Source organism: Microcoleus sp. CAWBG58, assembly GCF_020883045.1.
In the GTDB taxonomy this organism is placed as follows: Bacteria; Cyanobacteriota; Cyanobacteriia; order Cyanobacteriales; family Microcoleaceae; genus Microcoleus.
The window spans coordinates 96,496-121,939 of record NZ_JAHRFA010000012.1; the positions used below are offsets into that span (position 1 = coordinate 96,496).

Sequence of the window (25,444 nt, forward strand, 5' to 3'; positions counted from 1 at the left end):
AAAGAAGGACTTAAGTCCTTACTACGAACCTTACAAAGAAGGACTTAAGTCCTTACTACTAACCTTATAAAGAAGGACTTAAGTCCTTACTACGAACCTTACAAAGAAGGACTTAAGTCCTTACTACGAACCTTACAAAGAAGGACTTAAGTCCTTACTACGAACCTTATAAAGAAGGACTTAAGTCCTTACTACGAACCTTATAAAGAAGGACTTAAGTCCTTACTACGAACCTTATAAAGAAGGACTTAAGTCCTTACTACGAACCTTATAAAGAAGGACTTAAGTCCTTACTACGAACCTTATAAAGAAGGACTTAAGTCCTTACTTGGAACGGTTGGTTAATTTAACTGTTGACTGTCAACAATTTACTGAACTTTTTGAACAGGTAAACTCCCCGGCTTAACACTCAAATTAACTATTTGCCCGTTGCGGTTGATTTCCATTTGCAAATTGCCGCCAACTTTGGCATTTTGCACGAACTCCTGAACAGCTTCCGACTGAATAATCGGCTGATTGTTAATCTTTTGAATCACATCTCCAGCCCGCAAACCTGCGGCGGCTGCGGGAGAATTGGGAACCACACTCACAATCGCCACACCCCGATCGACTGCAACTCGCAGATTGCTGTTAGCGTTGCTGTTAATTTGCTGCTTCACCTCCGGAGTCAGTGTCGCCATTTCAATGCCTAAATAAGCGTGTTCGACTTTCCCCGTCGAAATCAGTTCCTTCGCCACCTCTTGCGCCGCCTGAATCGGAATCGCAAACCCCAATCCTTGAGCACCTTGAATAATCGCCGTATTCATCCCGATAACTTCCCCCGAAGCATTCAGCAGCGGCCCGCCGGAATTCCCCGGATTGATTGCAGCGTCTGTTTGAATAAAACCAATGCGCTTGTCGGGTACGCCCACCTCGGTACTCGATCGCCCTGTAGCGCTAATTATCCCCGCTGTCACCGAATTGTCCAAACCCAAAGGATTGCCGATCGCGATCGCCCATTCCCCAGACAGCAGCTTATCAGAATTGCCGATCGTCACCACAGGCACATCATTCGCCTCAATCTTCACCACAGCAACATCCGTCACCTTATCCGCCCCCAACACCCGCCCCTGATAGCTGCGGCCGTCCTTGAGGGTGACATTTACTGTATCTGCGCCCTCCACAACGTGAGCGTTAGTGAGAATCACGCCGTCAGTCCCGATCGCAAAACCAGAACCAGTACCCCGTTCGATTCCGCCCCGGCCGCCCGAATTTGGTTGTCCGCCAAAAAATTCCTCCGGCGAAACTCCTCTATTTCCTGGTTTCACCTTGCGTGCAGCATCGATCCGCACCACAGCCGGGCCCACTTTTGCCACCGCAGTCACAATAAAATTCACATTAGCCGCATCCCCCGACAAGGGAACAGGCGGCAAGACTTTGCTAGGTTGAGGCTTCGTACTAGGAGGCACTTGCAATCTCGGTTGCACGGTGCTTTGTCCCGCATCGCCCGAATTTGCACGCAATGAAGAAACCGACAGCCGATCGCCCAACATGGCGGCTGCGGCTCCCGTTACCAGCAGCAATATGTAAATTGCCGGTTGCTTCCAAAATTTGCCAGTAGAACTCTTCATCGCTACGTTTTAAGGCTTTCGGGCCAAATTTAAATACTTTCCTAGCAGCTCTTTGATAGCTGCTATATCCGCAGAGCCACAAACAAAATTTTTGGGCGATCGGCAGACTGCTTTAAACTGTAACATTCAGCTTCTCATTTTGGATTTTCCATCGCCAACGGTCAACGGTCAACGGTCAACTCAGAGGGCAGGCCCGCACCATCCACTGCCCCTACAATTGTCAACTGCTGGCGCGCAAATAACTTCCTAGAAATCCCTGGTAAATCTTGGTAAAAGCTGATATTCTGGATTGAGAACAAAAATACAACCTAGCAATGGCCCGATATGTCACACCACGAGAAGCTTGCAAAATCCTGCAAGTCTCAGACAAAACCCTTAGAAACTGGGAACTTGCCAACAAAATATCAGCAATCAGAACCCCATCCAACCAGCGACGCTACGACATCGACAGCGTTCTCGGAGGCGGACACGACCGAATTACAGCTATCTACGCCAGGGTCAGTAGCTACAAACAGCGAGAAGACCTCGACAGACAAGTCAGTTATCTCCAAAGTCTCTATCCGCAAGCCAAGGTCTTCCAAGACATCGGAGGCGGACTCAACTTCAAAAGAAAAGCGCTGCTTGCCCTTTTGGGACAAGTCATGTCAGGAGATATCTCAGCAGTTGTGGTCGGACACCAAGACAGGCTCGCAAGGTTTGGCGGCGATCTCATCAAATGGATCTGCGAACAAAACAATTGTCAACTCATGGTTCTCAGTAGAAACGAGTTGTCTCCAGAGCGAGAAATGGTTGAAGATATCCTTGCCATCATCCACGTCTTTAGCTGTAGACTCTACGGCTTGCGAAAATACAAATCTGCTATCAAAGAAGATTCGAGTTTACCCGGAAACGGAGTTAGCAGCGAAATGGAGGGCTTGGATTGCAGCAAGTAGATGGTGTTATAACCAAGCAATTGCTATTCTGAAAGACGAAAAAATTGGCAAGTACGATCTAAGGAAGAAAATAATGGACTCGGCTCCCGACTGGGTTTCCGAGCAGCCTTACAATCCGAGACAAATGGCAGTGTTTCAAGCCTTTGAAGCACACAAAGCCGCCAAGAAAGTCAGAGGGATAGCAAAGTTCAGAAGCCGTTTCGACACATCTCAGACTATCCGATTCCAAATATCTAACTGGAAATCGGGTACTTTTTATCCAACTTCTACTAAGGGGTTAAACTTCAAATCATCGGAACCCATCGCCGAGGTAATGCAACATGAACCAACACTCAGCTTGATAAATAGGCAGTGGTTTATCTGCTATGCGATTGACGAACCAAAAATAGAGCCAATAAAGAGTGATTTGGCTGTCGCATTAGACCCAGGTGTTAGGACTTTCCTTACTGGTCTTGACGGCAGTGACTTTATCGAAATAGGAAAAAATGACATTGGTCGGATCTATCGATTGGCAAGACATCTAGACAAATTGATGTCCCGGATTGGGGTAAGTAAAGGCAGACAATCTAAACGGCTGAGGTATTGTCTACGAAAGTCAGGGGCTAAGATCAGAATCAAAATTAAAAACTTAGTTAACGAATTACACAAAAAAGCTGCAAAGTATCTTGCAGCTAAGTACAAACTGATTTTTCTGCCAACCTTTGAGACACAGCAAATGGTTAAGAAAGGTAAGCGTAGGTTGGCGACCACAACTGCTAGAGCGATGGTCACGCTAAGTCATTATCGTTTTAAGCAAATGTTGAAGCATCAAGTCGCCAAACATGGCGGTGTTGTAGTAGACGTAACAGAAGAGTACACCTCAAAGACCTGCTCAAAATGTGGGCATATTCACACCAAACTGGGTGGGTCTAAAGTCTTTAAATGTCCAGAGTGCGGACACACCTTGGATAGAGATAAAAATGGCGCTTTCAATATTTTGTTGAAAGCTTTGAGAGATACCTCCCTGACAGGAGAGCTTGTTGCTTTTTCTGTCTTGCCATACACGGTTATTCCGGGTTTAGTCCGGGATTTACCATGTTAAATGTATCTGAACTTTCTGGACTAGAAAATCTCTTGAATGCCGATCGGCAGAGGAAAGCAGTGGACATTACGATCGAAAGTCTGTGGAATCAGATACTTGAACGTCTCCAGGTACAACTTAGCAGACCTAGCTTTGAGACGTGGATCAAAACTGCCACGGCCGAACAACTCGAAAATAACTGTTTGATCGTCAGCACCCCCAACCCCTTTGCTCGCAATTGGTTGCAAAAATACTACGTCAAAACCATCGCCGACACAGTTGAAGAAATTCTCGGCTATCCCGTAGAAATCTACTTGACAATTGCCGGAGGAAATGAAACAGGCAGCAGCAACGACTCCGACATGATTTGGCCGTCCCCGATCGCCGATAGCCCCGAAAGCCACTCGCTACACCCCCCTAAACCTGCCCATTTAAACCCCAAATACGTATTTTCCCGCTTTGTCGTCGGTTCCAACAACCGCATGGCCCATGCAGCAGCCCTCGCAGTAGCCGAGTCTCCGGGCCGAGAATTCAATCCCCTATTTTTGTGCGGCGGCGTTGGTTTGGGCAAAACTCATCTAATGCAGGCGATCGGTCATTATCGCTTAGAAATCGACCCCAGCGCCAAAGTTTTTTACGTTTCAACTGAAAAATTCACCAACGATTTAATCGCAGCCATTCGCAAAGATAGTATGCAAACTTTCCGCGATCACTATCGCGCAGCCGATGTTTTATTAATAGATGACATCCAATTTATAGAAGGCAAAGAATACACCCAAGAAGAGTTTTTCCACACTTTTAATACATTGCACGAAGCCGGGAATCAAGTGGTTTTAGCTTCCGATCGCCCGCCGCAGCAGATTCCCCGCCTGCAAGAGCGCTTGTGTTCCAGATTTTCGATGGGATTAATTGCCGATATTCAATTGCCAGACTTGGAAACACGCATGGCAATTTTGCAGAAAAAAGCCGAGTATGAAAACATGAGGCTGCCGCGAGATGTCATAGAATACATTGCTTCTAGTTATACTTCCAACGTTCGGGAATTAGAAGGTGCTTTAATTCGAGCCGTAGCATATCTTTCTATTACCGGTTTGCCGATGACTGTGGAGAATATCACTCCGATTTTGAACCCGCAAACTGAAACCGTAGAGGCGACACCCGATGCAGTCATTGCAGTTGTGGCTGAGGTGTTTGATGTTTCTGTGGAAGACTTGAAAGGTGTTTCCCGCAGGCGAGAAATTAGCTTTGCCCGTCAAATCGGGATGTATTTAATTCGGCAGCATACCGATTTGAGTTTGCCGAAGGTTGGCGAAGTTTTCGGCGGCAAGGATCACACGACTGTGCTTTACAGTTGCGACAAAATTGCTCAGTTGCGGAATACCGATCCGACTTTAGCCCAAACTTTGCGTCAATTGAGCGATCGAATTAACGCTGTCAGCCGCAAAAGTTAAGAAGAAGAAAGAAAGAAAGAAAGAAAGAAGGAAGCCATGACAGGGATTCGGACGAATCCATCTCAATGAGTGCAAATATACTCGTAGGGGCGAAGCACCTGACGGCAGTAAATCTCTGATTCTCACTAATAAATTGTGTGCCGGAATGCTTCGCCCTTGCAAAGTAGAGATGCGCCCAAGGCTGTTCTATTATTACAATTTCACAGCCTGCGGTAAAGACGCTAACCAATCTTCCCAGAACTTTGCTGCTTGAACTGATAAATGTCCAGCATAACGAATCGTATCCTCTCGAAGTTTAGCGACTGTGAGATCGGGCGTTGCTCCAATTTCACACGCATGACCAATGAACCACCGTTCTAATCCTTGAGCTGTGACTTCTGGATGAAACTGCAACGCCAATCCTCCTTTTTTCCATGAAAAAGCTTGGTTTTGATAGATCGCGCTAGCCGCTAAATGAGTGCTATCAGTAGGCAGATCGAAGGTATCTCCATGCCAGTGGAGAACGGCTATTTTATCTCCTGCTAAGTGAGCGAGTGGTGTTTGCTGACCTGCTAGACTCAAGTTTAGAGGAGACCATCCAATCTCTTTTTGCGCTCCAGGATAAACCTTCGCTCCTAAAGCACGAGCCATCAACTGTGCTCCTAAGCAAATTCCTAGCGTAGGCAAATCGTTAGCCAGACGATATTCTAATAGACGTAACTCATCAATTAGAAACGGATAATCCTGCTCATCGTAAGCTCCAATTGGGCCTCCCAGAATTATCAGCAGATTTGTGTTGCGATCGATCTGAGTCAAATCATCCAATCCAGCTTCTAAATATCTGACTGTGTAGTTTTGCTGATTCAATACTTCAGCTAAACTTCCCAGATCCTCAAAGGCAATATGTCTAATGACAGTGGCGTGTTTCAAAGTAGTCATCCTTAAATCAATTCGTAATCTGCGAAAACTTGCTCAATTGTACGATCGTCCAACACTCCAGCGGCGGCAAACATTTTTAAGGTGGGATTGGCAGCTTGTCGAACAAATTTAGCAATTTGGCTGGGTACGTAAACCTCTTCTAGAATTCCTTCCGAATCCTTGGCATTAAAGCCTAAGCGCCTCAGAATATTGTATTCGAGTTGGCGATCGGGAGCCAGAAATGCCCATACCAGTTGTGGCAGTAATTGTCCCATTTCCTCTTGCTCATCGGATGCAAGGCTTTGCCAAAGGATGGGGAACAAGCCACGGAAATAAATGCTGTGCAATGCTTCGTCAGCCGCATGATCGCCGATAACCGCACGGACAATAGGAGAGACTTGAGGATCCTGGGGAACATTGTTAAGAACCTTTGTCACCAGAGTTTCTGAGATTGTGACAAAAAACAGTTGAATCAGATGGGGCGACAGCCGAGTTTGATGTTCAGCAATAATTTTCTCGATGATGCGATCGAAGTGTGGACGACCAATAACCGATCGATCGAGTCCGAATGCCTCCTCCACCTGAGTTGAAAATAATTCAACAAAGAGAGCGTGTCCTCCTTCATCGCAATAAATTCGCAGAGCATCATTGCGCTGAAGCGTGCTTAAAAAAATGGGTGCATTTCCTTGAGCCACACTGCTGCAAACAGGATTGACATGACTCAATTCCAACAAAGTTGTGAATTGTAAATGGGCAAGGAGTCGATAAGCTAGAACCGTTACCCGATGAGTTGAATCTGACGCAATGGCAGGATGATCGGCTAACGGGACGAGATCGGGAGAAAAGGGTAAACCTTCAATGTTACCTTCCCGAAGAGGTTTGTTCCGTATCCAACTTGATTCATTCCATCGGCCCAAAGGGCTTTTGTAGTTTTCCTGAAAGATAGATGCACCTAGCTTGTTCACTGTCATCATGAAAAAGTTCCTTGACATTAAGGGAAACAACGTTACAGACAATCAATGTTTACAATTCCTAATCAACTCCGTTTCATTAGTAACAAACATTTACTACTATATATGATGTGGCGTCATTGGAGCTAACTAATGCTCCAATTAAAGATATTTTGAGTGTAGCATTGCTGGAATATTTCGTCTTGTATGATTTCTAACGAAAAAGGATACTAAAAATCTAGCGATACCAATCCTAGTATCAACACAACGCCCAAATATATGGTGCTTTGTATGGGCAAACCCTCTAGTGGTTACTATCCATAGGATGCTTACCCTTAGTCCTAAAAATTTCGTTGAAAGTTCGAGATTTATTAAGTAGTCCGAACTGTACTTTTGCCCTTTGTGGCAAATTGGTACACAAAAAATATCCAAGATTGGCTCATTACATAAGTCCATTACTTAGGTATGATGGCATCCATTGCACAAATTTTTCTTATGAGTTTGATAGATACGCCCTATTTAGTTTCAATTCAAGTGGGTTTGCCTAGAAACCTAGGGACAGAAAGCGCTCTTAATCCAATGGATCGTCCTTGGTTTACTGGATTTTTTAAAGAGCCGATCGATCGCTCTGTATGGCTAGGGAAAACGAATTTAGATGGTGATGGACAAGCAGATTTACTCCATCATGGCGGATCTGAAAAAGCCGTACTTGCCTACGCGACTGAACATTATCGCGAATGGCAACGGCAATTAATGCTTCCAGAGTTAGGCTATGGAGCATTTGGAGAAAACTTCACAATTGTTGGACAAACAGAGTCGTCAGTCTGCATTGGCGATACCTATGAAATTGGTGATGCTGTAGTTCAAGTTTCCCAACCCCGTCAGCCATGCTGGAAATTGTCGCGACGATGGCGCATCAAAGATCTCGCGTTGCAGGTGCAACAAAACGGTCGGACTGGCTGGTATTTTCGGGTTTTACAAGAAGGATATGTAGCACCAAACCAAGTTATCACTTTAGTCGATCGTCCTTATCCGCAATGGACGATCGCCCGTGCTAATCAAATCATGCATCAACAGCTCAAAGATCGCGAACTGGCCGCCTCCCTAGCTATATGTCCACTGCTGGCTCCCAACTGGCAACACACCTTAGCAAATCGAGCCAATCGAGGCATCAATCCCGATTCTAAACCTCGGTTGATTGGTGAAAATGAATAGGTGAATTTAGAGGATTAAACCATATGGTAGTAATAAATATGTAGTGAATTTTAATTACTGTAATTGAATTCATAGGATATTTTTATAACTCACACAATCAATTTTTGTGACTTTAATATTTTTTTGCGCGCTCGAATGTAGATTTAGTTACACTTAGGCTATCATAAGTGACTATTACTTCCATCCTTGATATCTACCAACACTTATGGAATTCTCTACCTCCTGTATATCGACAATGTGCTGTTTGCTATACGGATTTTTGGGGCGCATATGCTTGTATTTTTCCAAGCAAACGCCATCAGCCAGTTGGTAAAGACAGTGGAAAAACTAATCACATTTAAAGATTTAATAATACTTTGCGCCAACGTGTTTCTCGTTTAGTAAGAAAGACTCTTTCATTTTCTAAAAAGTTAGAAAACCATATTAGTGATATTTGGTATTTCATCCATCATTACAACTATATTTTGAGCTAATAAAATCTAATCACTACATATTTATTACTACCAATCTCTGGTTATGACTAATAAATTATCTGTCGGAATGCTTCGCCATTAAAAAATACCAGATGCACCAGATCATTATCAAGAACTGGCTCTCCGATCGGTTCCACAATAAAGCTGATTAAACTCATATGGAGGCGCGAATTATTAATTTCCTCCGTCCAGGGAACTCTGTGCTAGATTAATTGGTCTAATGTCACGATCTAATTAGTGGCTATTTTTATGTACCAATATGCTGCATATCGATTTAGATAAAACCTCTAAACATCTTCCGTATTACCTACAAATATTGGAGCAGATTCGCAATGCGATCGCCTCTGGTACACTAACTGCTAATACACCGCTACCTCCCAGTCGTCAATTGGCGATCGAATTGGGAATTGCTCGTCGAACAGTTGTTCTAGCGTATGAAGAACTGTGTGCACAAGGGTACTGCACAGGCAAAGTAGGACATGGTACTGTCGTTACTCAAATTCCAGTCTTACAACCAGAAGACAAGATTCGCAACACACAGGGATTTCCGAAGTGGCTGTTAACTGAAGCCTCCTATACCTTTCAAGCAGACGATCGCAATACAGACAAAATCTGCTTCACACCAAGCCTTGCTCAAGTCGATCGCCTACCACTCAAGACTATGCAGCAAACATTGAATCAGATGATTCGACAAGCTATTCCTGAATTGAGTCATTACAAGAAAGATAATGGAGATTTAGAACTCATTCAGGCACTCTGTCAAAAGGTTCTACCAACGCGAGGTATTCAAGCTGAACCGAATCAAGTTTTAATTACTCATGGATCGCAGCATTCCTCTTCTCTCTTGAGTATCTTGGTTGCGCCTTATGGTGGCAGCATTAGCTATGGGACTCCAGGTTATCTAGCTATTCCTCAAAATTTCATCATGCGAGGTATGAAAGGAATTGCTTGTCCCGTAGATTCGGAAGGAGTGCGCTTAACTGAGGATGCCTATTCTGCTCGAATCCACTACGTGATGCCCGAACATCATTTTCCTCAAGGTGTAACTCTGTCGCCCAGCCGTCGATCGGCTTTGTTGCAACTGGCTGAAGCACAGGATGCCCTGATCGTTGAAGATGATTATGATAGTGAGTTTTATTACGATCGGCATCCATTACCTGCATTAAAAGCTGGAGATTTGGGAGGACGAGTCGTTTACATGGGCACTTTTTCCAAGCTATTGTTTAATAGTTTACGACTAGGGTATATTGTGGCTCATCCAGAAATTATTCGGCGCCTAGTTGATATTCGGTGGCAGTTGGATGGTGGGACGAGTTTAGTCTTGCAACGTTGGGTTGCGAAACTGTTAGAATCTGGGGCAGTGGAACGTCACCTGCGACGGATGCGAATTCATTATCGTCAGAAACGAGACTCGATCGCTACTTATTTACGAGAGTTGTTTCCAGAGTGGAGTTGGCAACTCCCTGGTGGTGGTATGCAGTTTTGGATTAAGCTTCCACCTAATCAGCCCGCAGACGAGATTGTGGATCTCGCAGCAGAACGAGGAGTGGGTTTGTGCTCAGGGGCAGCTTATTATTTACATAAGGTAAAAGAGGCAAATTACTACTTGGTGCTTGGATATGGTGCAGTTACAGAATCTGAAATTCATCAAGCGTTTCATCGACTTAAGGGTTTGAGGCACTGACGGCAAACAATGATGCGATCGCTAGAATTAGCTGGATGTCTAAGTTAGCGAGGCGACTTTTTTACTAAACGGATTGTATCCTGTCGAAGTTTAGCGACTGTAATATCAGGCGTTGCTCCAATTTCACACGTATATCGAGTGAATGTCTTGCTCGAATGCAATCATCGCCCGATTAATTGTAGGGAAACGGCACGGCACCGTGTCCTGACTGTGGGTAATATCAATTTCGATGCCACCGGATTTGATATTGCCTGTGGAAAAACCTGTGGAAAATTTACCGTGACAACGTGAACAAATTTACTCGATCGCCCAAAACAATTTTTGCAGCAAAATGCACGAATGAGCGATCGCACCAGATTTTCCACAAGTTTTCCACAGGCATTTATCAGCTACAACTCAAACACAGCAAGCAATTATTTTATTTTTCCACAGTTTCCACAAGTCGATCGCACAAAAATAATTCAATAAAAAAAGTTTTCCGCCAACAGTCAACTCTTCCTTGTTGCTTCAGTCAACTCTCAACTCTCAACTGCCAACTCTCAACTGACAACTGCCAACTCTCAACTGCCAACTGCCAACTGCCAACTGCCAACTCTCAACTGTCAACTGTCAACTGTCATCAGCTTTCTGTGATACGATTTGTTTCTATCTCAAATCCGGTTAATTAACCTTCATCTCATGAAATTGGTTTGCACCCAAAGTGACCTCAACGCCAACCTCTCGTTGGTAAGTCGGGCCGTTCCCTCCCGCCCGACACATCCCGTACTAGCCAACGTGCTCTTAGTAGCGGATGAGGAAAATCAGCGGGTTAGCTTAACAGCTTTCGATCTCAGTTTGGGTATTCGCACCAGCTTTGCAGCAGAAGTGACTGGTGGCGGTAGTTTTACCATACCCGCGAAATTGCTCAACGATATAGTTTCCAGACTCCCAAATGGAGAGATTACTTTAGAAGACGAAGCCGGAGATACCGTCGCTTGTCTCACTTGCAGCTCTGGCAGCTATCAAGTCAGAGGCATGGGCCCCGAAGAATTCCCAGAATTGCCGGCAATCGAAGCAGGAACAGTCCTGAAATTGCCACCCGAAGCCCTGATAGAAGGACTCAAAGGAACTTTATTTGCTACTAGCCCCGACGAAGCAAAACAGGTACTGGCAGGCGTGCATTTAAAGGTACTGAAAGATTGCCTAGAATTTGCAGCTACAGACGGCCACAGATTGGCAGTAGTTCAAACTGCCAACGAAAAAGCAGAAGGTGAAGAAACCGAAGAAGAATTTGAGGTGACTGTACCCGCTAAAGCATTGCGGGAAGTAGAAAGAATGCTGGTGATGCGACAGTGGACTGAACCAGTCACCCTACATTTTGAACACGGTCAAGTAGTGTTTGAATGGGCCGAGCAGCGCCTGACAACCCGCACCTTGGAAGGGCAATATCCCGCCTACCGACAGTTGATTCCGCCCTCTTTTGAGCGGCAAATTACTCTTGAGAGGCGATCGCTCTTAGCAGCAGTTGAAAGAATTGCAGTGTTTGCCGACCAAAAAAATAATATCCTCAAATGTAGCATCGACGAGGAAAATCAGGAAATCACTTTGTCAGTAGACGCCAAAGATGTCGGCTGCGGCAAAGAGTCAATGCCGGCACAGATTTCGGGAGAAAGCATAGATATTGCTTTCAACGTAAAATACTTAGTTGACATTTTGAAAACGGCTCAATCTCCCGAAATTCAACTTCAATTAAATGGTGCTCTTGCCCCTGTAATTTTTCAGCCTTTGGGCGGAGTCAATGCCACATTCTTAGTAATGCCCGTTCAGCTTAGAGCTTAATTGCTCCAAAAAGGTACGTTGTTGCGCTTCAGCGCTCTTATGTATATATAACTGACCAAGCGCAATAACATACCTTATTTAAATTAAGGGCAACAAGATCTCAAATTCCGTACCAGTACCGGGCGTTGAATGCAAATTCAACTTACCTTTATGCTTCTCCGTAACAATTTGATGAGTAATCGCCAACCCCAAACCAGTACCTTTCCCCGCTGGTTTAGTCGTGAAAAACGTCTCAAAAATCCGCCGCTGAATTTCTGGCGCAATTCCCGGCCCGTTATCGGCAATTCTGATGGCTATCCAAGCATTATTGGGATTTTTTCCCGCTGCTTCTGGGCTGAAGTCTCCATTTGGGCTGGCGGACGATAGCAATTTTGCATTTTGTCGTAGCTTGCGGGGCCCGACGCCATCGCCCAAAACATAATTTTGGATTAATTCTGAACTTACGCAGTCTCCGTCAGCACTGTTTATTACCTCAGTTTGAATAGTAATCGCAGGCACAAAACCTTTTGTTCCTTTTAGATCTTCCAAGGCGTCCATCGCATTGCTGACAATATTCATAAATACCTGGCTCAACTGACCAGAATAACACTTCACCAAAGGTAAATTTCCATAGGTTTTAACTACCTTAAAACCGTATTTGAGACGGTTTTTCATAATTAGTAGCGTACTGTCAATACACTCGTGGATATTAGATTCTTTCAAGTGGGTTTCGTCCATGTGAGAGAAGGTGTGCAGGCTGGTGACAAGTTCCGTCAGTCTCTCGGATGAAACCTTCATACTTTTGAGTATTTCCGCCCAATCTTCTTGTAAAAAATCAAATTCTATGTCTTCTTTGAGTTCGTCAATTTGTGCGCTAGGGCCGACAATTTGTTCGTAAGCAGTCAGCAATTGCAAGATGTCTTTTGAGTAGTTTGATAAAAAACCGAGATTTCCGCTGATGCAGGTGACGGGGTTTCTAATTTCGTGGGCAACTCCAGCAACCATCTGCCCCAAACTGGCTAGTTTTTCGGTTTGAATTAGTTGAGATTGAGTTTGCTGTCTCAGTAATTTTGTTGCTAGTTCGTGAATATTGGATTGGGCTACTAGCAGTTCGTGTACGTCTACCAAACTATAATTTTGAGGCGACACTTGAACGACAATTGGTTCATAAAGCAGTTCTTTCGATCGCAGCAGCGACTTCCGGGCTGCATCCACGATTAAAGTATTGCTGGGGAAAATTAAAGTCTCAGTTTGGGCAAAGCGGTACAAAGCCCTCACAGGTCGCTTTAAAAATAATTCTCGCCCAAAAGGACGGCTGAGAAATTCTAAAAATCTCCGCCGGGAAATCATCCCCGCAAATTCACCTCGATCGGTTAAAATGACTCCCGGTAATAGCGGATTAGCTTCTAACATCTGGGAAATTTTTATTCCCAAATCCGTAGCTTCTACGTTAAAAGCGTAAAGCGACAATTCCACGAGAGTAGAGTCTAAAGAAAGTTCTCCTAAGTCAGCCTGGGAGAGGGGTGGGGCTGGTCTTTCTATGCACGAGGTATTTAACATAAATTCATCAGTACGCTTTTTTGGGGTTCTATTTGCCAACAGATATTTAGCCAGCAAAGCTCAGTCGATGAGTAGCTGAGTGCTTTCGCCGACATTCTTCTGGTAAACGGAATTTTCAATTACATAAAAAACTTAGGGTGGCAAATGAGATTTTACCACTTTAAGTATTAGGCAAGTTCGAGTATGACCGAGATAGATGCGCCCTGGCAATTATGCCTGACTTTATTTTATATTGACTTTAGGAATATTGACGCTTGGTCGGAGTATTTAACTATTAATTAACCTTGGGTTGAAATCTTAACCTGTTGTTAACAGTAACCCGCTCTAGCAATCCTCGCATCATTTAAAGCTCCCGGTTGCCCGCATAGATAGGGCGTAGGCACGGGGTACCACCCCTACAAATCTTTATGAATCATTTAGGGATTGCGATATTAGCGCTCGCTGAATAAAAGTAGAAAGCTTGCCAGATAAAGGGTTAAAGCTTTCTAGGCTCTACAGGAGTTCAAGTTATAGAATTATACAGGCTCAAAACCCTTGCACTTTCATTCTTAGTTTCTGGATAAATTTGGGAATGCAAGAAATAAACCTACTATTTTTTAAGCTGTGTAGCCTCGTTTTTCCACTACGTACACTTTTTAAGCAAGCCCTATATTACTAGACTTCTTGCAAAAGTCGGGAACAGGGAACAGGGAACAGGGAACAGGGAACAGTGAACAAGAATTGATGCAAACAACACCGCAAAAATATTTTGGCAATCTTGTCTACTGAAAATCATAATTAATTAACGATAGAGGAAAACTATAATTGTGCGATCGCCCGACAAGGCACCGCACTCATTCAGTTGACAGTTGACAGTTGACAGTTGACAGTTGACAGTTGACAGTTGACAGATAACATTGACGATCGTAGCAAAAAGTTTCAACTGAATCTTAACTTAGGGCTGTGAAGCAGGTATGATCGACAGGGGATCTGCCGAAGACGTGCAACTAGATACAAATTTACCAGTAAGTGATTGATGCAACCAGCCCTCACGAATCAGTTAAACAATGCTTTTACCCTTTTTCTCAGCTTATTAGTAGAAGCAATACCTTTTCTGCTGCTGGGAGTTTTATTCTCAGGTTTGCTGCTGGGTTTTGTAGACGAACGCAAACTCGTATCCCGCATCCCGCGAAACCCGCTGCTGGCGGCTTTGATGGGTAGTTCGATCGGCTTTTTGTTTCCTGTGTGCGAGTGCGGTAACGTCCCCGTAGCCCGCAGGTTGCTAATGCAGGGAGTCCCCGCACCAGCCGCGATCGGCTTTTTACTCGCGGCGCCTACCATCAATCCCGTGGTAATTTGGGCGACTTGGACGGCTTTTCGCGATCAGCCCGAAATAGTAGTTTTGCGGGTAGTCTTTTCTCTGTTGATAGCCACAATTATCGGCTGGGTGTTCAGCGTCCAAACAGACTTGCGGCCTCTGTTACACCCTTCTGTAGCCCGGGCGATTCCTCTGCCAAAACCAGAGTTGTCCGAAACAAAACTCGCCCCAGCCGACACTCCGCTACTGTTGCAGTCGGGAACTTTTATGCTAGGTCAGGGCGGTGCAGTGCCGATCGAATCTTTGCTACAAGACCAGCGACAGCCCTTAAAAACAGGCAAAACAGAAAAAACCTCGAAACGTTCCTCCATGTTCCACCCCGTTTCTAAAGAGCGTCTGCGCCTGCTTTTAGATACTATGGTACAGGAGTTGCGGGAATTGGGAGGAGTGTTGGTTGTCGGAAGTGCGATCGCGGCCATCATTCAAGTTGGCGCACCCCGCGAACTAATTCTCAACCTCGGCCAAGGCCCCGTTTCCTCGATTCTGGCCATGCTGTTATTAGCCGCAGTCGTATCGATTTGTTCTACGGTAGATGCTTTTTTTGCCCTTTCTTTTGCTTCCACATTTACCAGCGGTTCGCTGTTAGCATTTCTCGTTTTCGGCCCGATGATTGACCTCAAAGGCATCGGTTTAATGCTGTCTATTTTTAAAAGTCGCTCTGTAATTTACTTAATGGTTTTGGCCGCTCAGTTAACCTTTTTAATGACCCTCGCTGTCAATTTGTATCTAGGTTAATAAATTAGCCAGGACGCCTAACAATAGATTCCCAATTCCCAAATTCTCCTGACTAATAACGTTCGATCGCGCGGACAGCACTACTAACAACTGACAACTGACAACTAACCACTAAGAGGGCGGGCACGGGGGCACCGCCCCTACCAACTAACAACTAGCAACTAGCAACTGACCAATGCCCAATCCCTCCGCTTCGCTCCGCCCAATGCCCCATCCCTCCGCTTCGCTTCGCCCAATGCCCCATGCCCAATGCCCAATGCCCCATGCCCAATGCCCCATGCCCCATGCCCAATGCCCAATGCCCAATGCCCAATGCCCAATGCCCCATGCCCCATGCCCCATCCCTCCGCTTCGCTTCGCCCAATGCCCAATGCCCAATGCCCAATGCCCCATGACCAATGACTAAAAATGAATTTAAAGAAAATTAGCCCGTGGCTGGACGCCCTAGCTATCTTAGCGTGGGGAATATTGCTCCTCAAATATTGGATCACCGGGAAATTAAGCATTCTGATTCACCCGAATTACTTTGGATTGACTCTAGCAGCCGGAATCAGCTTAATGATTATTGGCGGTTTAAAAACTTGGGAAATCATCAAAGTCGATCGCGCCAACAAGCAATCCCGGACATCCTCAACCAAAAAATCTGCCAGAAGTACAGAAGTTGAACACATTACTTTATTTCCCCCCAGTATCGGCAGCACCTTAATGTTGAGCGTCGCATTGATCGGTTTAGCGGTAACGCCACGCACATTTACTAGCCAGACAGCACTCGAACGAGGCCTCACCGAATCCGTGCCCATCACCAGACTGCAACCCCAAGAATTTCGCAATACTACAAAACCCGAAAGGCGATCGCTCATCGAATGGGTGCGGCTGTTAAATTTCAATCCCGAACCCGATACATATAGAGGTCAAAAAGTCAAGGTTCAAGGATTTGTGATTCACCCGCCCAACGTAGCAGAACAATATATGTGGATCGGGCGTTTTATCATTACCTGCTGCGCGGCGGACGCCTATCCGATCGGGTTGCCGGTCAAATTAGCGATCGGTCAAAGTCGCACCGCCTTCGCCCCAGACAGTTGGCTAGAAATAGAAGGAGAGACGATCGTAGAAGAACTACAAGGCAAGCGCAAATTAATTATTCAAGCATCCTCCCTCCGACCTATTCCCGAGCCTAAAAACCCTTATGATTATTAGACAGCCAGCAAGTTGGAGATTAAATTTTACCTTGGCGATCGCGAGATGGGCATCCCGCCAATCAGCCAGTGTAATCTCGCGACTTGAAATCTGTAGTATTTGAGATTGTGGGATGGGCCAAAAGAGCCCCTCCTCCGTAGGGCAATTAACACAAGGTAAAGTCAGCTATAAAAGTAGCAGCAGCATCCTGTATGAGTTGCCAACAGGAAATTCAGCAACTAGACTCGTAATTAGAAAATAAGTTCTCCCTATATGTCATCTGAAAAAAAATTAGCGATTAAAGGTGCTTTCTGGACGATCGCCAGCTATGGAAGCAGTCAAATTATCCGATTCGGCAGCAACCTAATCCTGACGCGCCTGCTGTTGCCAGAACTATTTGGTCTAATGGGTCTAGCCTACGTTTTTATAGCAGGTGTCCACCTATTTACAGACATAGGTCTTGGCCCAAGTATCATCCAAAACAAGCGTGGAGAAGAGCCAGAATTTCTCAACACCGCTTGGACAATGCAAGTTATTCGCAGTGTTTTTATTTGGTTTTGTTTAATTTTAATCACCTGGCCAATCGCTACTTTTTATCGAGAACCCCGTCTCCTGTGGTTGATTCCGATCATAAGTATAAGTACTCTCATAGGAGGATTTAAATCTACTTCCGTATCCATTCTCGAACGCAAAATGACAGTTAAGAACGTAGTAATATTTGAATTGACCATACAGGTCATTTCTACTACAGTCATGATTGTTTGGGCATGGTTCGATCGCAGTATCTGGGCTATCCTCGCAGGGGGTTTGACAAGCTCTATAGTGGAATTAGTATGGAGCCATTTTTTGATTCGCGGTCATTCAAACCGCTTTGCTTGGGATCGAGAGGCAGTTAAAGAAATATTTTCGTATGGAAAATGGATATTTTTGTCTACAATTTTATATTTTCTGTGTTCTCAAGCCGATCGCCTAGTTCTCGGAAAAATATTTGATTTAACAATGTTGGGCATTTACGGCATTGCTTTTACCCTCGGCGATATGCCCCGTCAAGTAATGATCGCCCTCGCAGGTAGGGTAATTTTTCCCTCGATTTCGATGCTAGCAGACTTACCTCGCCAGGAATTGCGCGCCAAAATCCTCAAAAACCGCAACTTGATTCTGATCCCTTTAGCCCTAGGCTTAGCAATTTTTGTCAGCTTTGGAGATCAGATAATTTTAACACTGTACAGGAAAGAGTATATGGCAGCATCTTGGATGATGCCAATCTTGGCTTTAGGTATTTGGCACACGACTATCCACAATTTGATGGGTTCTTGTTTGTTAGCTATCGGAAAATCTCAGTACGCAGCTATGGGCAATCTGGCAACTTTCTTGAGTATCGCTATCGGCATCCCAGTAGGATATCATTTTATGGGTAATTTAGGTGCTGTGATTGCTGTAGCTGTCGGTGACATTCCTACTTATTTAGTAGTTACCTACGGTCTAAACAAAGAACGGCTAAGTTGTTTTTGGGAGGATATGAAATTGACAGCACTGTTTTTAGGGACACTAGCAATCATACTTTTTGTGAGAAAGTCTCTGGGTGGCGGACTACCGATAGATCGCATTTCACCTGAAGATATAAGACGGACTCATGACATATTTGTCAGTACAGTTCAAAGCGCAATATTCTGACCTCTAAAATATGTCTGTATTTCCAATAAAATCCTGAGAAGCAATTCGTTGGATATCATAACCCAAGTGTATTGATATTTAAGTCACTTCTCAGGAGGTAAGTTTAATTGAGTTAGGGACGCACGACAAATTTCAAAAACCAGTTTTTTGACCAAAAAAGAGGTAGCAGCCATTTATATTGCTAAAAAAATAGGTTTCTAAGAGTCGGGAGTGCGTCCTGGACTGTAAAATTTAATAGGGAAAAATTGGCAGTTAATTTTCAGCAGGAAGAGGAGAGAAAGATTTGTGAGTATTTTTAACAAAAAAATTAATCCTTCAACCTTCGCTATTGGGCAATTCAAACAGCCGATCGACCGCACGGCGATTTTCCTCATCCTACTGCTGAGCGTCTTAATGGGACTGCTGCTACTGAGTGGCGATCGCACAGCGCCCAGAGTGCGAGACTTCACTTGGGAGAACAAACAAATCGGCGCCGCAGATACCGGCTTTATTCTCAACTTCTTTCGGCCGATGAACCACTCCACCGTCGAGGAAAACTTAAAGCTAGAACCGCCCCTCCCAGGTAAATTCAGTTGGGCCGGCAGGCGCATGGCCTACACCCTCAAAGATCCAGCACCCTACGGCGTTACCTACACCTTAAAACTCGCGGGCGCCACCGACAAGTATTTTGGAGAAAACAACCAATACAAAGGAACGCAAATTCAACCGTTTAGCAGTTCCTTCCGCAGCCGCGATCGAGCTTTTGTTTACATCGGCGTTGAAGGCGAAACAGAAAGCAGATTAATGCTAGTCAATCTCACCAGCAGCGACTCGAAACCGATACCGCTGACTCCCAAAGATTTAGTTGTCACCGATTTTAAACCGTATCCCGACAGCGATCGCATTTTATTCTCCGCCACAGATCGATCGATCGCCCGTACAGGCGGCACCCTAAATCAAGAACTATTTACAGTCACCACCGGCCTCAATCCCCAATCCCCCGGAGAAGATCCCCAACCAGCACAACCAGCAGGTAGAATCGACAAACTCTTAGACTCCAAAGACTACCAAAACCTCAAATTCGACCTCTCAGCCGACGGAAAAATCATCATTATCCAGCGCGTCAACCGCCGCAATCCCGGCGATTTCAGTCCTTGGATTTTGGAAGAAAAAGTGGCGCCCAAACCCTTGGAGAACCAACAAGGCGGAGATTTTATGATTCGCCCCGACAGCAAATCGATGGTAATATCTCAAAAACAAGGATTGGCGATCGTCCCCCTCAAACCAGAAGCAGATCCAGTAGAATTTTTGCCAAAATACGAACAAGTATTGGGGATGGCCCGCGACAACTCCGCCGCCGCCTACGTTAAATACAACAGCGACTACACTCGATCGCTCTTTATTTTAGACAACCAAGGCGCAGAACAAGAAATACTGCGGATTCCCGGTAGCATCATCGCCGTTTATTTCGATCCGCGCAAAGACAAAGACAACCAATTCCAGCGTCTCTACTGCTTGCTAGCCGAACGCCTCAAAACCGCAAGCTACAAAGAACAGCCTTTCATCGCCGCCATCGACCTCAAAAAAGAGGGCACTCGTTTGGTAGGAACCATCAAACCGCTGCTAGTTTTGCCCAACCAATTAGATACCCAAATCAGTTTATCTCCCGACGGGCTGGCATTAATTTTCGACCAATCAGTCACAACAGCAAAACCCACAGCAGCAGACACTCCCCGCAACGATAGCGGACAGTCGATCGCCACCAGCCGCCTCTGGCTGCTACCCTTATTAGAAATACCCGCAGACAATTCTCCCGCCAAAATACAGCCAGAAGAACTGCCCTTTGCCGGCTATCACCCCCGCTGGCTTCCGTAAATCAATTTTAGATCTTAGATTTACAATAGTTCGGACAGCACGCACTAATTCTCAGAAACCTCGTTGCTGCGTAGATTTTTCCTTGCCAAACCTCTTATTGTCCTAGAAACCTGGTTTTTGAGCGTCAGTCATAATATTTTAAATCCACAAGCGTCAGTCCTAAGATGGTGGATTTTATATTTTAGATTGAGCCATACTAAATCGATCGCAAAAACTTAGAAACCCAATCCCTAGCCTGCCATCTCAAATCTCAAACCTCAAAGCTAAAATCTAAAATTACCATGACTCCCGAAGAAATTAGTAATACCCTTAAAGACTTATTTGGCGAAAATGTTGAGACGCCTGCTGCCACTTCTTGGCAAGTCCAAACCCCTAAATTTCGCCTCTTAGTCCTGCTTTCAGAAGACGGAACTTGGTTGCGGACTTTGCTACCCATCGCCGATGCCCAAGAAGCTCAACCGTTTTTCGAGAAACTGCTAGAAGCTAACTTTGACACCACCCTCGAAACTCGCTACGCCATACATCAAAACGTTTTGTGGGGAGTGTTTCAGCACAGTTGCGCTACACTTGCCACCGCCGATTTCTCAGCCGCCATCACCAGACTGCTAGCTTTGCAAGAACAAGGTTTGTCCGACTTTTTCGGCGGTTTAATCGAAAGCCGCATCCGTCAAATCATCAAAGCAGCCAAGATGCAGGGACAATCCATAGAAACGACCCTTCAAACTTTAGATCGTTTTTACGCAGAGGGATTGATGGGCGAAATGGAACTCGGGCGAGAGTCTCGCGAACAGACTCTCGCCACTTGGCGCTATCAGCTAGAACGCCTCTGGCCCGAGGTGGAACCCTGAGAGGATTTGAGATTTGAGATTTGAGATTTGAGATTTGAGATTGCAGATTGCAGATTGTAAATTGCAAAAAACAGAGCCTTGTAAGACGGCAGTCGGAGTTGGGAAGTTCCCTAAAGTTCCATTTATTTAGAGTGGTAGGGCAGCAACGCCCGACGGTTAGGACTTTCTTAATTCCTGAAACCCTTGCATTCGATTGCTTCTTGCTTCTTGCTTCTTCCGATTTTTGCCTCCGCCCGAGTCTTGACCCTTAAGGCGCGGATTGGACGATCGCCATCCGCCCCCTATATCCCTCGATCCATCCCCGTATATTCACCAATTGCCCGCTATCGCTGTTCTCCAATTCCCTACCATCACCCAAAAATGGTATAACGCATAACCAAAGTGCCTTAATGATTTTTTAAGATTTCCGAAAACAGGCGATCGCATGGTATATCATGGTAAAAAGTTAATAACAAAGCTCCGTAAGTTCCACAAAAGCTTCGATCGTTTAACATTGATTCAGAAACCAAATCTTTATAGCAATCCTAAATGATTCAGATAAATTTGTAGGGGTAGTGGATGGTGCGTGCCTACCCCCTATCTATCGGGCAACCGGGATCTTAAAGATCCCCTACAAAAATTATGCAAATGATTTAGGATTGCTATACCAGACAATGCCAGGGCGATCGAGTTTTCCCATCCGGTGCTGCTGTAATTTTTTAAATTAATAATTACCCACCACCAATTACCAGTTACCAATAAATAGCAACTAAAGTTATCCATCATACAAAATTTAACAGGAGTTTCATCTATGTTGGCTGTGCATCAGATTAGCTCGGAGTTATCAGTGTTACACATACCTGCAATTTGTACTTGGAACATCTCCTTAGAATCAACTCTCCTGGACTTGCCTCTCTACAACTGCCAAATAGAATTAACTCAACAGGCAAAAGAAGTAGCCCAGGCTTTTGAAGAAAATTCCATGCTTCCAGGCGTCATGTTGACAAATATGGGTACTTTTGTCGGCATCATATCCAGGCGTCAATTTTTTGAAAAAGTTAACCGTCGCTACGGGTTAGAAATGTTTTTCAAGCGACCGATAGAGGTATTGTACAGATTTTCTAGGCAAGAGCTACTGGTGCTTCCTAGCAGTAAATTAATAGTAGAAGCCGCCCAGGAATCGCTTTACAGACCAGCAGAATTAGTTTACGAACCTGTAGTAGTCGAGGTTGCACCCCATACCTACAGACTGTTAGACGTACACCAATTAATGGTTGCTCAATCAATAATTCATCAATTGACAAATAAATTGCTCCACGAACAAACCCAAGCCAAACTTATCCAAACCGAAAAGATGGCGAGTCTGGGGAGGATTGTAGCAGGTGTAGCCCACGAAATTAGAAATCCGCTGAACTGTATTTGGGGAAATTTGACTTTTCTGCTGTCCTATTTTGAAAATTTGCTTCAGCTAATGTCGGTTTATGAAGCAGAATATCCGGAACCGTGTCCCCGAATTGATGCCCTCAAAGAAGAAATAGAATTTGATTTTTTACAAGAAGATTTGCCAGTCACCTTAGAAGGCACGAAGTGGGGAGCCTCACAATTACTAAAAATAGTCAACGGTTTGCACCACTTCTCTCACATGGATGAGACAAAGCCCGTGGATATAGACATTCACGAATGCGTGGAGATTACAATGTTAATCCTGAAAAACCGCTTTAAAAATGGCATAGAAGTGGTAAGAAAATACGGCGAACTGCCGCTAGTTAACGGTTACTCGGGTCAATTGAGTCAGGTATTGTTGAATTTGTTAGTTAACGCTCTAGACGCCCTGACAGAGTATGCAGCCGATCGCGAACTAGATACAGAGTGCGCGGACAACTGGCAGCCCCAAATCCAAATTACGACTAAAGTGGTAGAAACCGCAGAGGGCAAGTGGGCCGCCATTGCGATCGCCGATAACGGGCCCGGCGTTACCCCAGAAAATCAGCAGCACATATTTGACACATTTTTTACCACTAAACCAGCAGGCAAAGGCAGCGGTATGGGCCTGGCAATCAGCCATCAAATCATCACAGAAAAGCATGGCGGCAAACTAAAATTGCGATCGCAGCCCGGCCAGCACACCGAATTTGAAATACTCCTGCCGATCGTTGGCAAAACATGATTAACTCAAGAACAGCCTTCAGGTTCGGCCATCCAAGTTAAGCGCGATCGGCTAGCCTAGTAGTTAACGCTCTTTTGTCACTCCAGAAAAATAAAAATTGCAGCCAACTGATGAAACTTATACTCAATGGGCAATCTGGCGATCGCAAACTGATAGGAACCCATACCTCAAGCTCAAAAGGGGAAAGTCTCTCGGTGTAAAAGTTCCAGGTTTTTATATGACGAGAGTGACGAAAGAGCGTTAAGCGATCGTTTTACTTTCCCTGCCTGTTTCGGCAACTAAAAGTTCCAGTGGCAAATACATTCAGTCCCAAACTCCTTGGCCCTTCACTCTCCGAAGGCAGCCATCAAGATCTTTCCCTAGAGTCTACCCTGCAAGATTTGCCCCTGTATCAATTTCAGGTTAAATCGAGCTGCTTAGCCGTAGTAGTTGCCGAAATCTTTGAACAGAATCGCCCAATCCCGGGAGCAGTATTAATAGAAGCAGGAAAATTGGTCGGGATGATATCCCGCAGACAACTGCTGGAATATTTGCTCAAACCCCAAGGCCCCGAGCTATTTTTGCACTTACCGCTGAAGGTTATCTACAGTTACGCTCGCGTCGAAATATTATTGCTCCCAGAGAATACAACGATTTTGGCAGCCGCTCAACAAGCTCTGCGTCGATCGCCCGAATTGCAGTCAGAACCAATCGTAGTCCAAATCGACTCCCAATCTTACCGGCTCTTAGATCCTCACCAAAGAACTGGGTCTGAAGCCCCGTCCTTCGCTTGACGGCTTTAATTCTCTAAACTTTGGTGATTCTATTAGGAAGGTGTGGTACGATAGAGTAAATCAAATAGCAAGGAATAATGAAAGCAAGGTATCAGTACAGAATATATCCAGCCAACCAACAACGACAGAGCTTGGCTCAATTGTTTGGTTGTGTTCGAGTAGCCTGGAACGATGCTCTTGCACTTTGCAAGCAATCAGAGAGAAAGCCTAAATCTTCCGAACTCCAGAAAATAGTGATTACTCAAGCCAAGCAAGCTGAAGAAAGAGCTTGGTTGAGTGAAGTCTCGGTAGTTCCTTTACAGCAATCTGTAGCGGATTTGGAGACAGCTTTTAAGAACTTTTTCGACTCCTGTAAAGGGAAAAGAAAGGGGCGTAAAGTTGGGTATCCTAAATTCAAAAAGAGGACTAATAGTCAGTCTGCAAGATTTGCTCTTCGTGGTTTCTCTATAAAGGAGAACGGTGGTGTCTATTTAGCCAAAATTGGAATTGTCAAGCCAGTTTGGTCGCAAGAGTTGCCATCAAGCCCTAGCTCCGTTACGGTAATCAAGGACTGTGCTAATCGGTACTTTCTGAGTTTTGTAGTAGAGATTCAGCCAATTCAAACCGAGGCCTTGTATCCAAGTATCGGGATTGATTTAGGAATTAAAACCTTTGGAGTAATGAGCAATGGGGAGAAAGCTGAAAGTCCTAGCTATAAAAAGTTAGACCGCAAAGTCCGCAAACTGCAACGCAAGTTAGCTCGTCAGACAAAGGATTCAAAAAGAAGAAATGTAACTCGAATCAGAATTGCTAAATTTCATAATAGAATTGCCGACACCCGTAAAGACTTCCTGCACAAACTATCAACCAAAATAGTCAACGAAAACCAAGTGATTATTTTGGAAGATTTAAATGTGTCGGAAATGGTAAAGAATCGGAAGCTTTCAAGGGCAATTAGTCAACAAGGATGGAGAGAATTTAGGACTCTCTGTGAAGCCAAGTCGAAGAAGTTTGGCAGAGAATTTAAAGTAATTAGTAGATGGGAACCTACTAGCCAAGTTTGCTCAGACTGTGGTTTTAAATGGGGCAAAATCGATTTGTCTATTCGTTCAGTGCTTTGTCTAAGTTGTGGAACTGAACAAGACAGAGAGTGCGATTCGTTCTGGAGAAACCCAGCAATGGGGGGATTCCAGGCATCTGTAGGGTAACTAATCAGGTTGAGTTCGCACTTAAATCCCTTACAGATGACAACTTAATATCCATGTGGGTGAGA

22 protein-coding genes and 1 pseudogene are annotated in these 25,444 nt (G+C 44.8%); 17 read left to right on the forward strand and 6 right to left on the reverse strand.

Features of this window, described 5'->3' with window-relative positions; all coding sequences use genetic code 11:
- Positions 1-368: 368 nt before the first annotated feature.
- Positions 369-1,610, reverse strand: a complete 1,242-nt coding sequence (locus QZ918_RS07790; RefSeq protein ID WP_293333103.1) for an HhoA/HhoB/HtrA family serine endopeptidase — start codon at positions 1,608-1,610, stop codon at positions 369-371.
- Positions 1,611-1,662: 52 nt separating this feature from the next.
- Between QZ918_RS07790 and QZ918_RS07795 the strand changes: the two genes are divergently transcribed.
- The 4 genes from QZ918_RS07795 (at position 1,663) to dnaA (ending at position 5,053) form a co-directional block, all read left to right on the forward strand.
- Entirely contained in the window at positions 1,663-1,860 is a 198-nt protein-coding gene (locus QZ918_RS07795) for a hypothetical protein (protein WP_293333106.1), read from the forward strand.
- A gap of 64 nt (positions 1,861-1,924) precedes the next feature.
- The gene (locus QZ918_RS07800; protein ID WP_293333109.1) at positions 1,925-2,542 is read left to right on the forward strand and encodes an IS607 family transposase; all 618 of its coding nucleotides are present in this window, start codon (positions 1,925-1,927) and stop codon (positions 2,540-2,542) included.
- Positions 2,481-3,623, forward strand: coding sequence for an RNA-guided endonuclease InsQ/TnpB family protein (locus QZ918_RS07805; protein ID WP_293333166.1), 1,143 nt, complete (start codon positions 2,481-2,483; stop codon positions 3,621-3,623). The genes QZ918_RS07800 and QZ918_RS07805 overlap by 62 nt, the downstream gene beginning before the upstream one ends.
- Before the next feature lie 59 nt (positions 3,624-3,682).
- On the forward strand, positions 3,683-5,053 hold the full coding sequence (gene dnaA, locus QZ918_RS07810) for a chromosomal replication initiator protein DnaA (RefSeq protein ID WP_293333169.1): 1,371 nt from the start codon (positions 3,683-3,685) through the stop codon (positions 5,051-5,053).
- Between the two features lie 192 nt (positions 5,054-5,245).
- On the opposite strand, the gene QZ918_RS07815 is transcribed toward dnaA, so the two are convergent.
- Both QZ918_RS07815 and QZ918_RS07820 read right to left on the reverse strand, forming a co-directional pair.
- On the reverse strand, positions 5,246-5,971 hold the full coding sequence (locus tag QZ918_RS07815; protein WP_293333112.1) for a glutamine amidotransferase: 726 nt from the start codon (positions 5,969-5,971) through the stop codon (positions 5,246-5,248).
- A gap of 2 nt (positions 5,972-5,973) precedes the next feature.
- Entirely contained in the window at positions 5,974-6,924 is a 951-nt protein-coding gene (locus QZ918_RS07820) for a diiron oxygenase (protein ID WP_293333115.1), read from the reverse strand.
- Positions 6,925-7,479: 555 nt separating this feature from the next.
- On the opposite strand from QZ918_RS07820, the gene QZ918_RS07825 reads away from it, so the two are divergent.
- From QZ918_RS07825 to dnaN, 5 genes and pseudogenes are all read left to right on the forward strand, one after another.
- Positions 7,480-8,115, forward strand: coding sequence for an MOSC domain-containing protein (locus QZ918_RS07825; RefSeq protein WP_293333118.1), 636 nt, complete (start codon positions 7,480-7,482; stop codon positions 8,113-8,115).
- Positions 8,116-8,318: 203 nt separating this feature from the next.
- Positions 8,319-8,588 (forward strand): annotated as a pseudogene (locus QZ918_RS07830) (IS1 family transposase); the annotation flags it as partial.
- Positions 8,589-8,847: 259 nt separating this feature from the next.
- Entirely contained in the window at positions 8,848-10,272 is a 1,425-nt protein-coding gene (gene pdxR / locus QZ918_RS07835; protein WP_293333121.1) for a MocR-like pyridoxine biosynthesis transcription factor PdxR, read from the forward strand.
- A gap of 287 nt (positions 10,273-10,559) precedes the next feature.
- Positions 10,560-10,940 (forward strand): hypothetical protein, encoded by a 381-nt coding sequence (locus QZ918_RS07840; RefSeq protein WP_293333124.1) that lies wholly within the window; start codon positions 10,560-10,562, stop codon positions 10,938-10,940.
- A gap of 10 nt (positions 10,941-10,950) precedes the next feature.
- Positions 10,951-12,090 carry a DNA polymerase III subunit beta gene (dnaN, locus tag QZ918_RS07845; protein WP_293333127.1) on the forward strand — a complete coding sequence of 380 codons (1,140 nt, stop codon included), beginning with the start codon at positions 10,951-10,953 and terminating at the stop codon, positions 12,088-12,090.
- Between the two features lie 78 nt (positions 12,091-12,168).
- Here dnaN and QZ918_RS07850 read toward each other — a convergent pair whose 3' ends face one another.
- Both QZ918_RS07850 and QZ918_RS07855 read right to left on the reverse strand, forming a co-directional pair.
- Positions 12,169-13,629, reverse strand: a complete 1,461-nt coding sequence (locus QZ918_RS07850) for a sensor histidine kinase (RefSeq protein WP_293333172.1) — start codon at positions 13,627-13,629, stop codon at positions 12,169-12,171.
- Between the two features lie 781 nt (positions 13,630-14,410).
- Complete coding sequence (locus tag QZ918_RS07855) at positions 14,411-14,551, reverse strand: hypothetical protein (protein WP_293333130.1); 141 nt, start codon at positions 14,549-14,551, stop codon at positions 14,411-14,413.
- A 93-nt stretch (positions 14,552-14,644) separates the two neighbouring features.
- Between QZ918_RS07855 and QZ918_RS07860 the strand changes: the two genes are divergently transcribed.
- Entirely contained in the window at positions 14,645-15,721 is a 1,077-nt protein-coding gene (locus QZ918_RS07860; protein WP_293333133.1) for a permease, read from the forward strand.
- 147 nt (positions 15,722-15,868) lie between these two features.
- On the opposite strand, the gene QZ918_RS07865 is transcribed toward QZ918_RS07860, so the two are convergent.
- A complete protein-coding gene (locus QZ918_RS07865) occupies positions 15,869-16,114 on the reverse strand; it encodes a hypothetical protein (RefSeq protein WP_293333136.1) in 246 nt (81 codons plus the stop codon).
- 15 nt (positions 16,115-16,129) lie between these two features.
- On the opposite strand from QZ918_RS07865, the gene QZ918_RS07870 reads away from it, so the two are divergent.
- From QZ918_RS07870 to QZ918_RS07900, 7 genes are all read left to right on the forward strand, one after another.
- Positions 16,130-16,918 (forward strand): TIGR03943 family putative permease subunit, encoded by a 789-nt coding sequence (locus QZ918_RS07870; RefSeq protein ID WP_293153705.1) that lies wholly within the window; start codon positions 16,130-16,132, stop codon positions 16,916-16,918.
- A gap of 252 nt (positions 16,919-17,170) precedes the next feature.
- Positions 17,171-18,571 carry an oligosaccharide flippase family protein gene (locus QZ918_RS07875; RefSeq protein WP_293333139.1) on the forward strand — a complete coding sequence of 467 codons (1,401 nt, stop codon included), beginning with the start codon at positions 17,171-17,173 and terminating at the stop codon, positions 18,569-18,571.
- A gap of 285 nt (positions 18,572-18,856) precedes the next feature.
- Positions 18,857-20,425, forward strand: a complete 1,569-nt coding sequence (locus tag QZ918_RS07880; RefSeq protein ID WP_293333142.1) for a hypothetical protein — start codon at positions 18,857-18,859, stop codon at positions 20,423-20,425.
- 281 nt (positions 20,426-20,706) lie between these two features.
- The gene (locus tag QZ918_RS07885) at positions 20,707-21,273 is read left to right on the forward strand and encodes a hypothetical protein (RefSeq protein ID WP_293333145.1); all 567 of its coding nucleotides are present in this window, start codon (positions 20,707-20,709) and stop codon (positions 21,271-21,273) included.
- 790 nt (positions 21,274-22,063) lie between these two features.
- Positions 22,064-23,419, forward strand: coding sequence for a sensor histidine kinase (locus tag QZ918_RS07890; protein WP_293333148.1), 1,356 nt, complete (start codon positions 22,064-22,066; stop codon positions 23,417-23,419).
- 290 nt (positions 23,420-23,709) lie between these two features.
- On the forward strand, positions 23,710-24,192 hold the full coding sequence (locus QZ918_RS07895; protein WP_293333151.1) for a CBS domain-containing protein: 483 nt from the start codon (positions 23,710-23,712) through the stop codon (positions 24,190-24,192).
- Between the two features lie 77 nt (positions 24,193-24,269).
- Positions 24,270-25,379, forward strand: a complete 1,110-nt coding sequence (locus QZ918_RS07900; protein WP_293333154.1) for an RNA-guided endonuclease InsQ/TnpB family protein — start codon at positions 24,270-24,272, stop codon at positions 25,377-25,379.
- Positions 25,380-25,444 lie beyond the last annotated feature (65 nt).

Bases quoted from the DNA above. Each gene is read 5' to 3' on its own strand.
- QZ918_RS07790 (WP_293333103.1), bottom strand. From the start codon at position 1,610: ATGAAGAGTTCTACTGGCAAATTTTGGAAGCAACCGGCAATTTACATA.
- QZ918_RS07800 (WP_293333109.1), top strand. From the start codon at position 1,925: ATGGCCCGATATGTCACACCACGAGAAGCTTGCAAAATCCTGCAAGTC.
- QZ918_RS07815 (WP_293333112.1), bottom strand. From the start codon at position 5,971: ATGACTACTTTGAAACACGCCACTGTCATTAGACATATTGCCTTTGAG.
- QZ918_RS07820 (WP_293333115.1), bottom strand. From the start codon at position 6,924: ATGATGACAGTGAACAAGCTAGGTGCATCTATCTTTCAGGAAAACTAC.
- QZ918_RS07825 (WP_293333118.1), top strand. From the start codon at position 7,480: ATGGATCGTCCTTGGTTTACTGGATTTTTTAAAGAGCCGATCGATCGC.
- pdxR (WP_293333121.1), top strand. From the start codon at position 8,848: ATGCTGCATATCGATTTAGATAAAACCTCTAAACATCTTCCGTATTAC.
- dnaN (WP_293333127.1), top strand. From the start codon at position 10,951: ATGAAATTGGTTTGCACCCAAAGTGACCTCAACGCCAACCTCTCGTTG.
- QZ918_RS07850 (WP_293333172.1), bottom strand. From the start codon at position 13,629: ATGTTAAATACCTCGTGCATAGAAAGACCAGCCCCACCCCTCTCCCAG.
- QZ918_RS07860 (WP_293333133.1), top strand. From the start codon at position 14,645: ATGCAACCAGCCCTCACGAATCAGTTAAACAATGCTTTTACCCTTTTT.
- QZ918_RS07865 (WP_293333136.1), bottom strand. From the start codon at position 16,114: ATGGGGCATTGGGCATTGGGCATTGGGCATTGGGCGAAGCGAAGCGGA.
- QZ918_RS07870 (WP_293153705.1), top strand. From the start codon at position 16,130: ATGAATTTAAAGAAAATTAGCCCGTGGCTGGACGCCCTAGCTATCTTA.
- QZ918_RS07875 (WP_293333139.1), top strand. From the start codon at position 17,171: ATGTCATCTGAAAAAAAATTAGCGATTAAAGGTGCTTTCTGGACGATC.
- QZ918_RS07885 (WP_293333145.1), top strand. From the start codon at position 20,707: ATGACTCCCGAAGAAATTAGTAATACCCTTAAAGACTTATTTGGCGAA.
- QZ918_RS07890 (WP_293333148.1), top strand. From the start codon at position 22,064: ATGTTGGCTGTGCATCAGATTAGCTCGGAGTTATCAGTGTTACACATA.
- QZ918_RS07900 (WP_293333154.1), top strand. From the start codon at position 24,270: ATGAAAGCAAGGTATCAGTACAGAATATATCCAGCCAACCAACAACGA.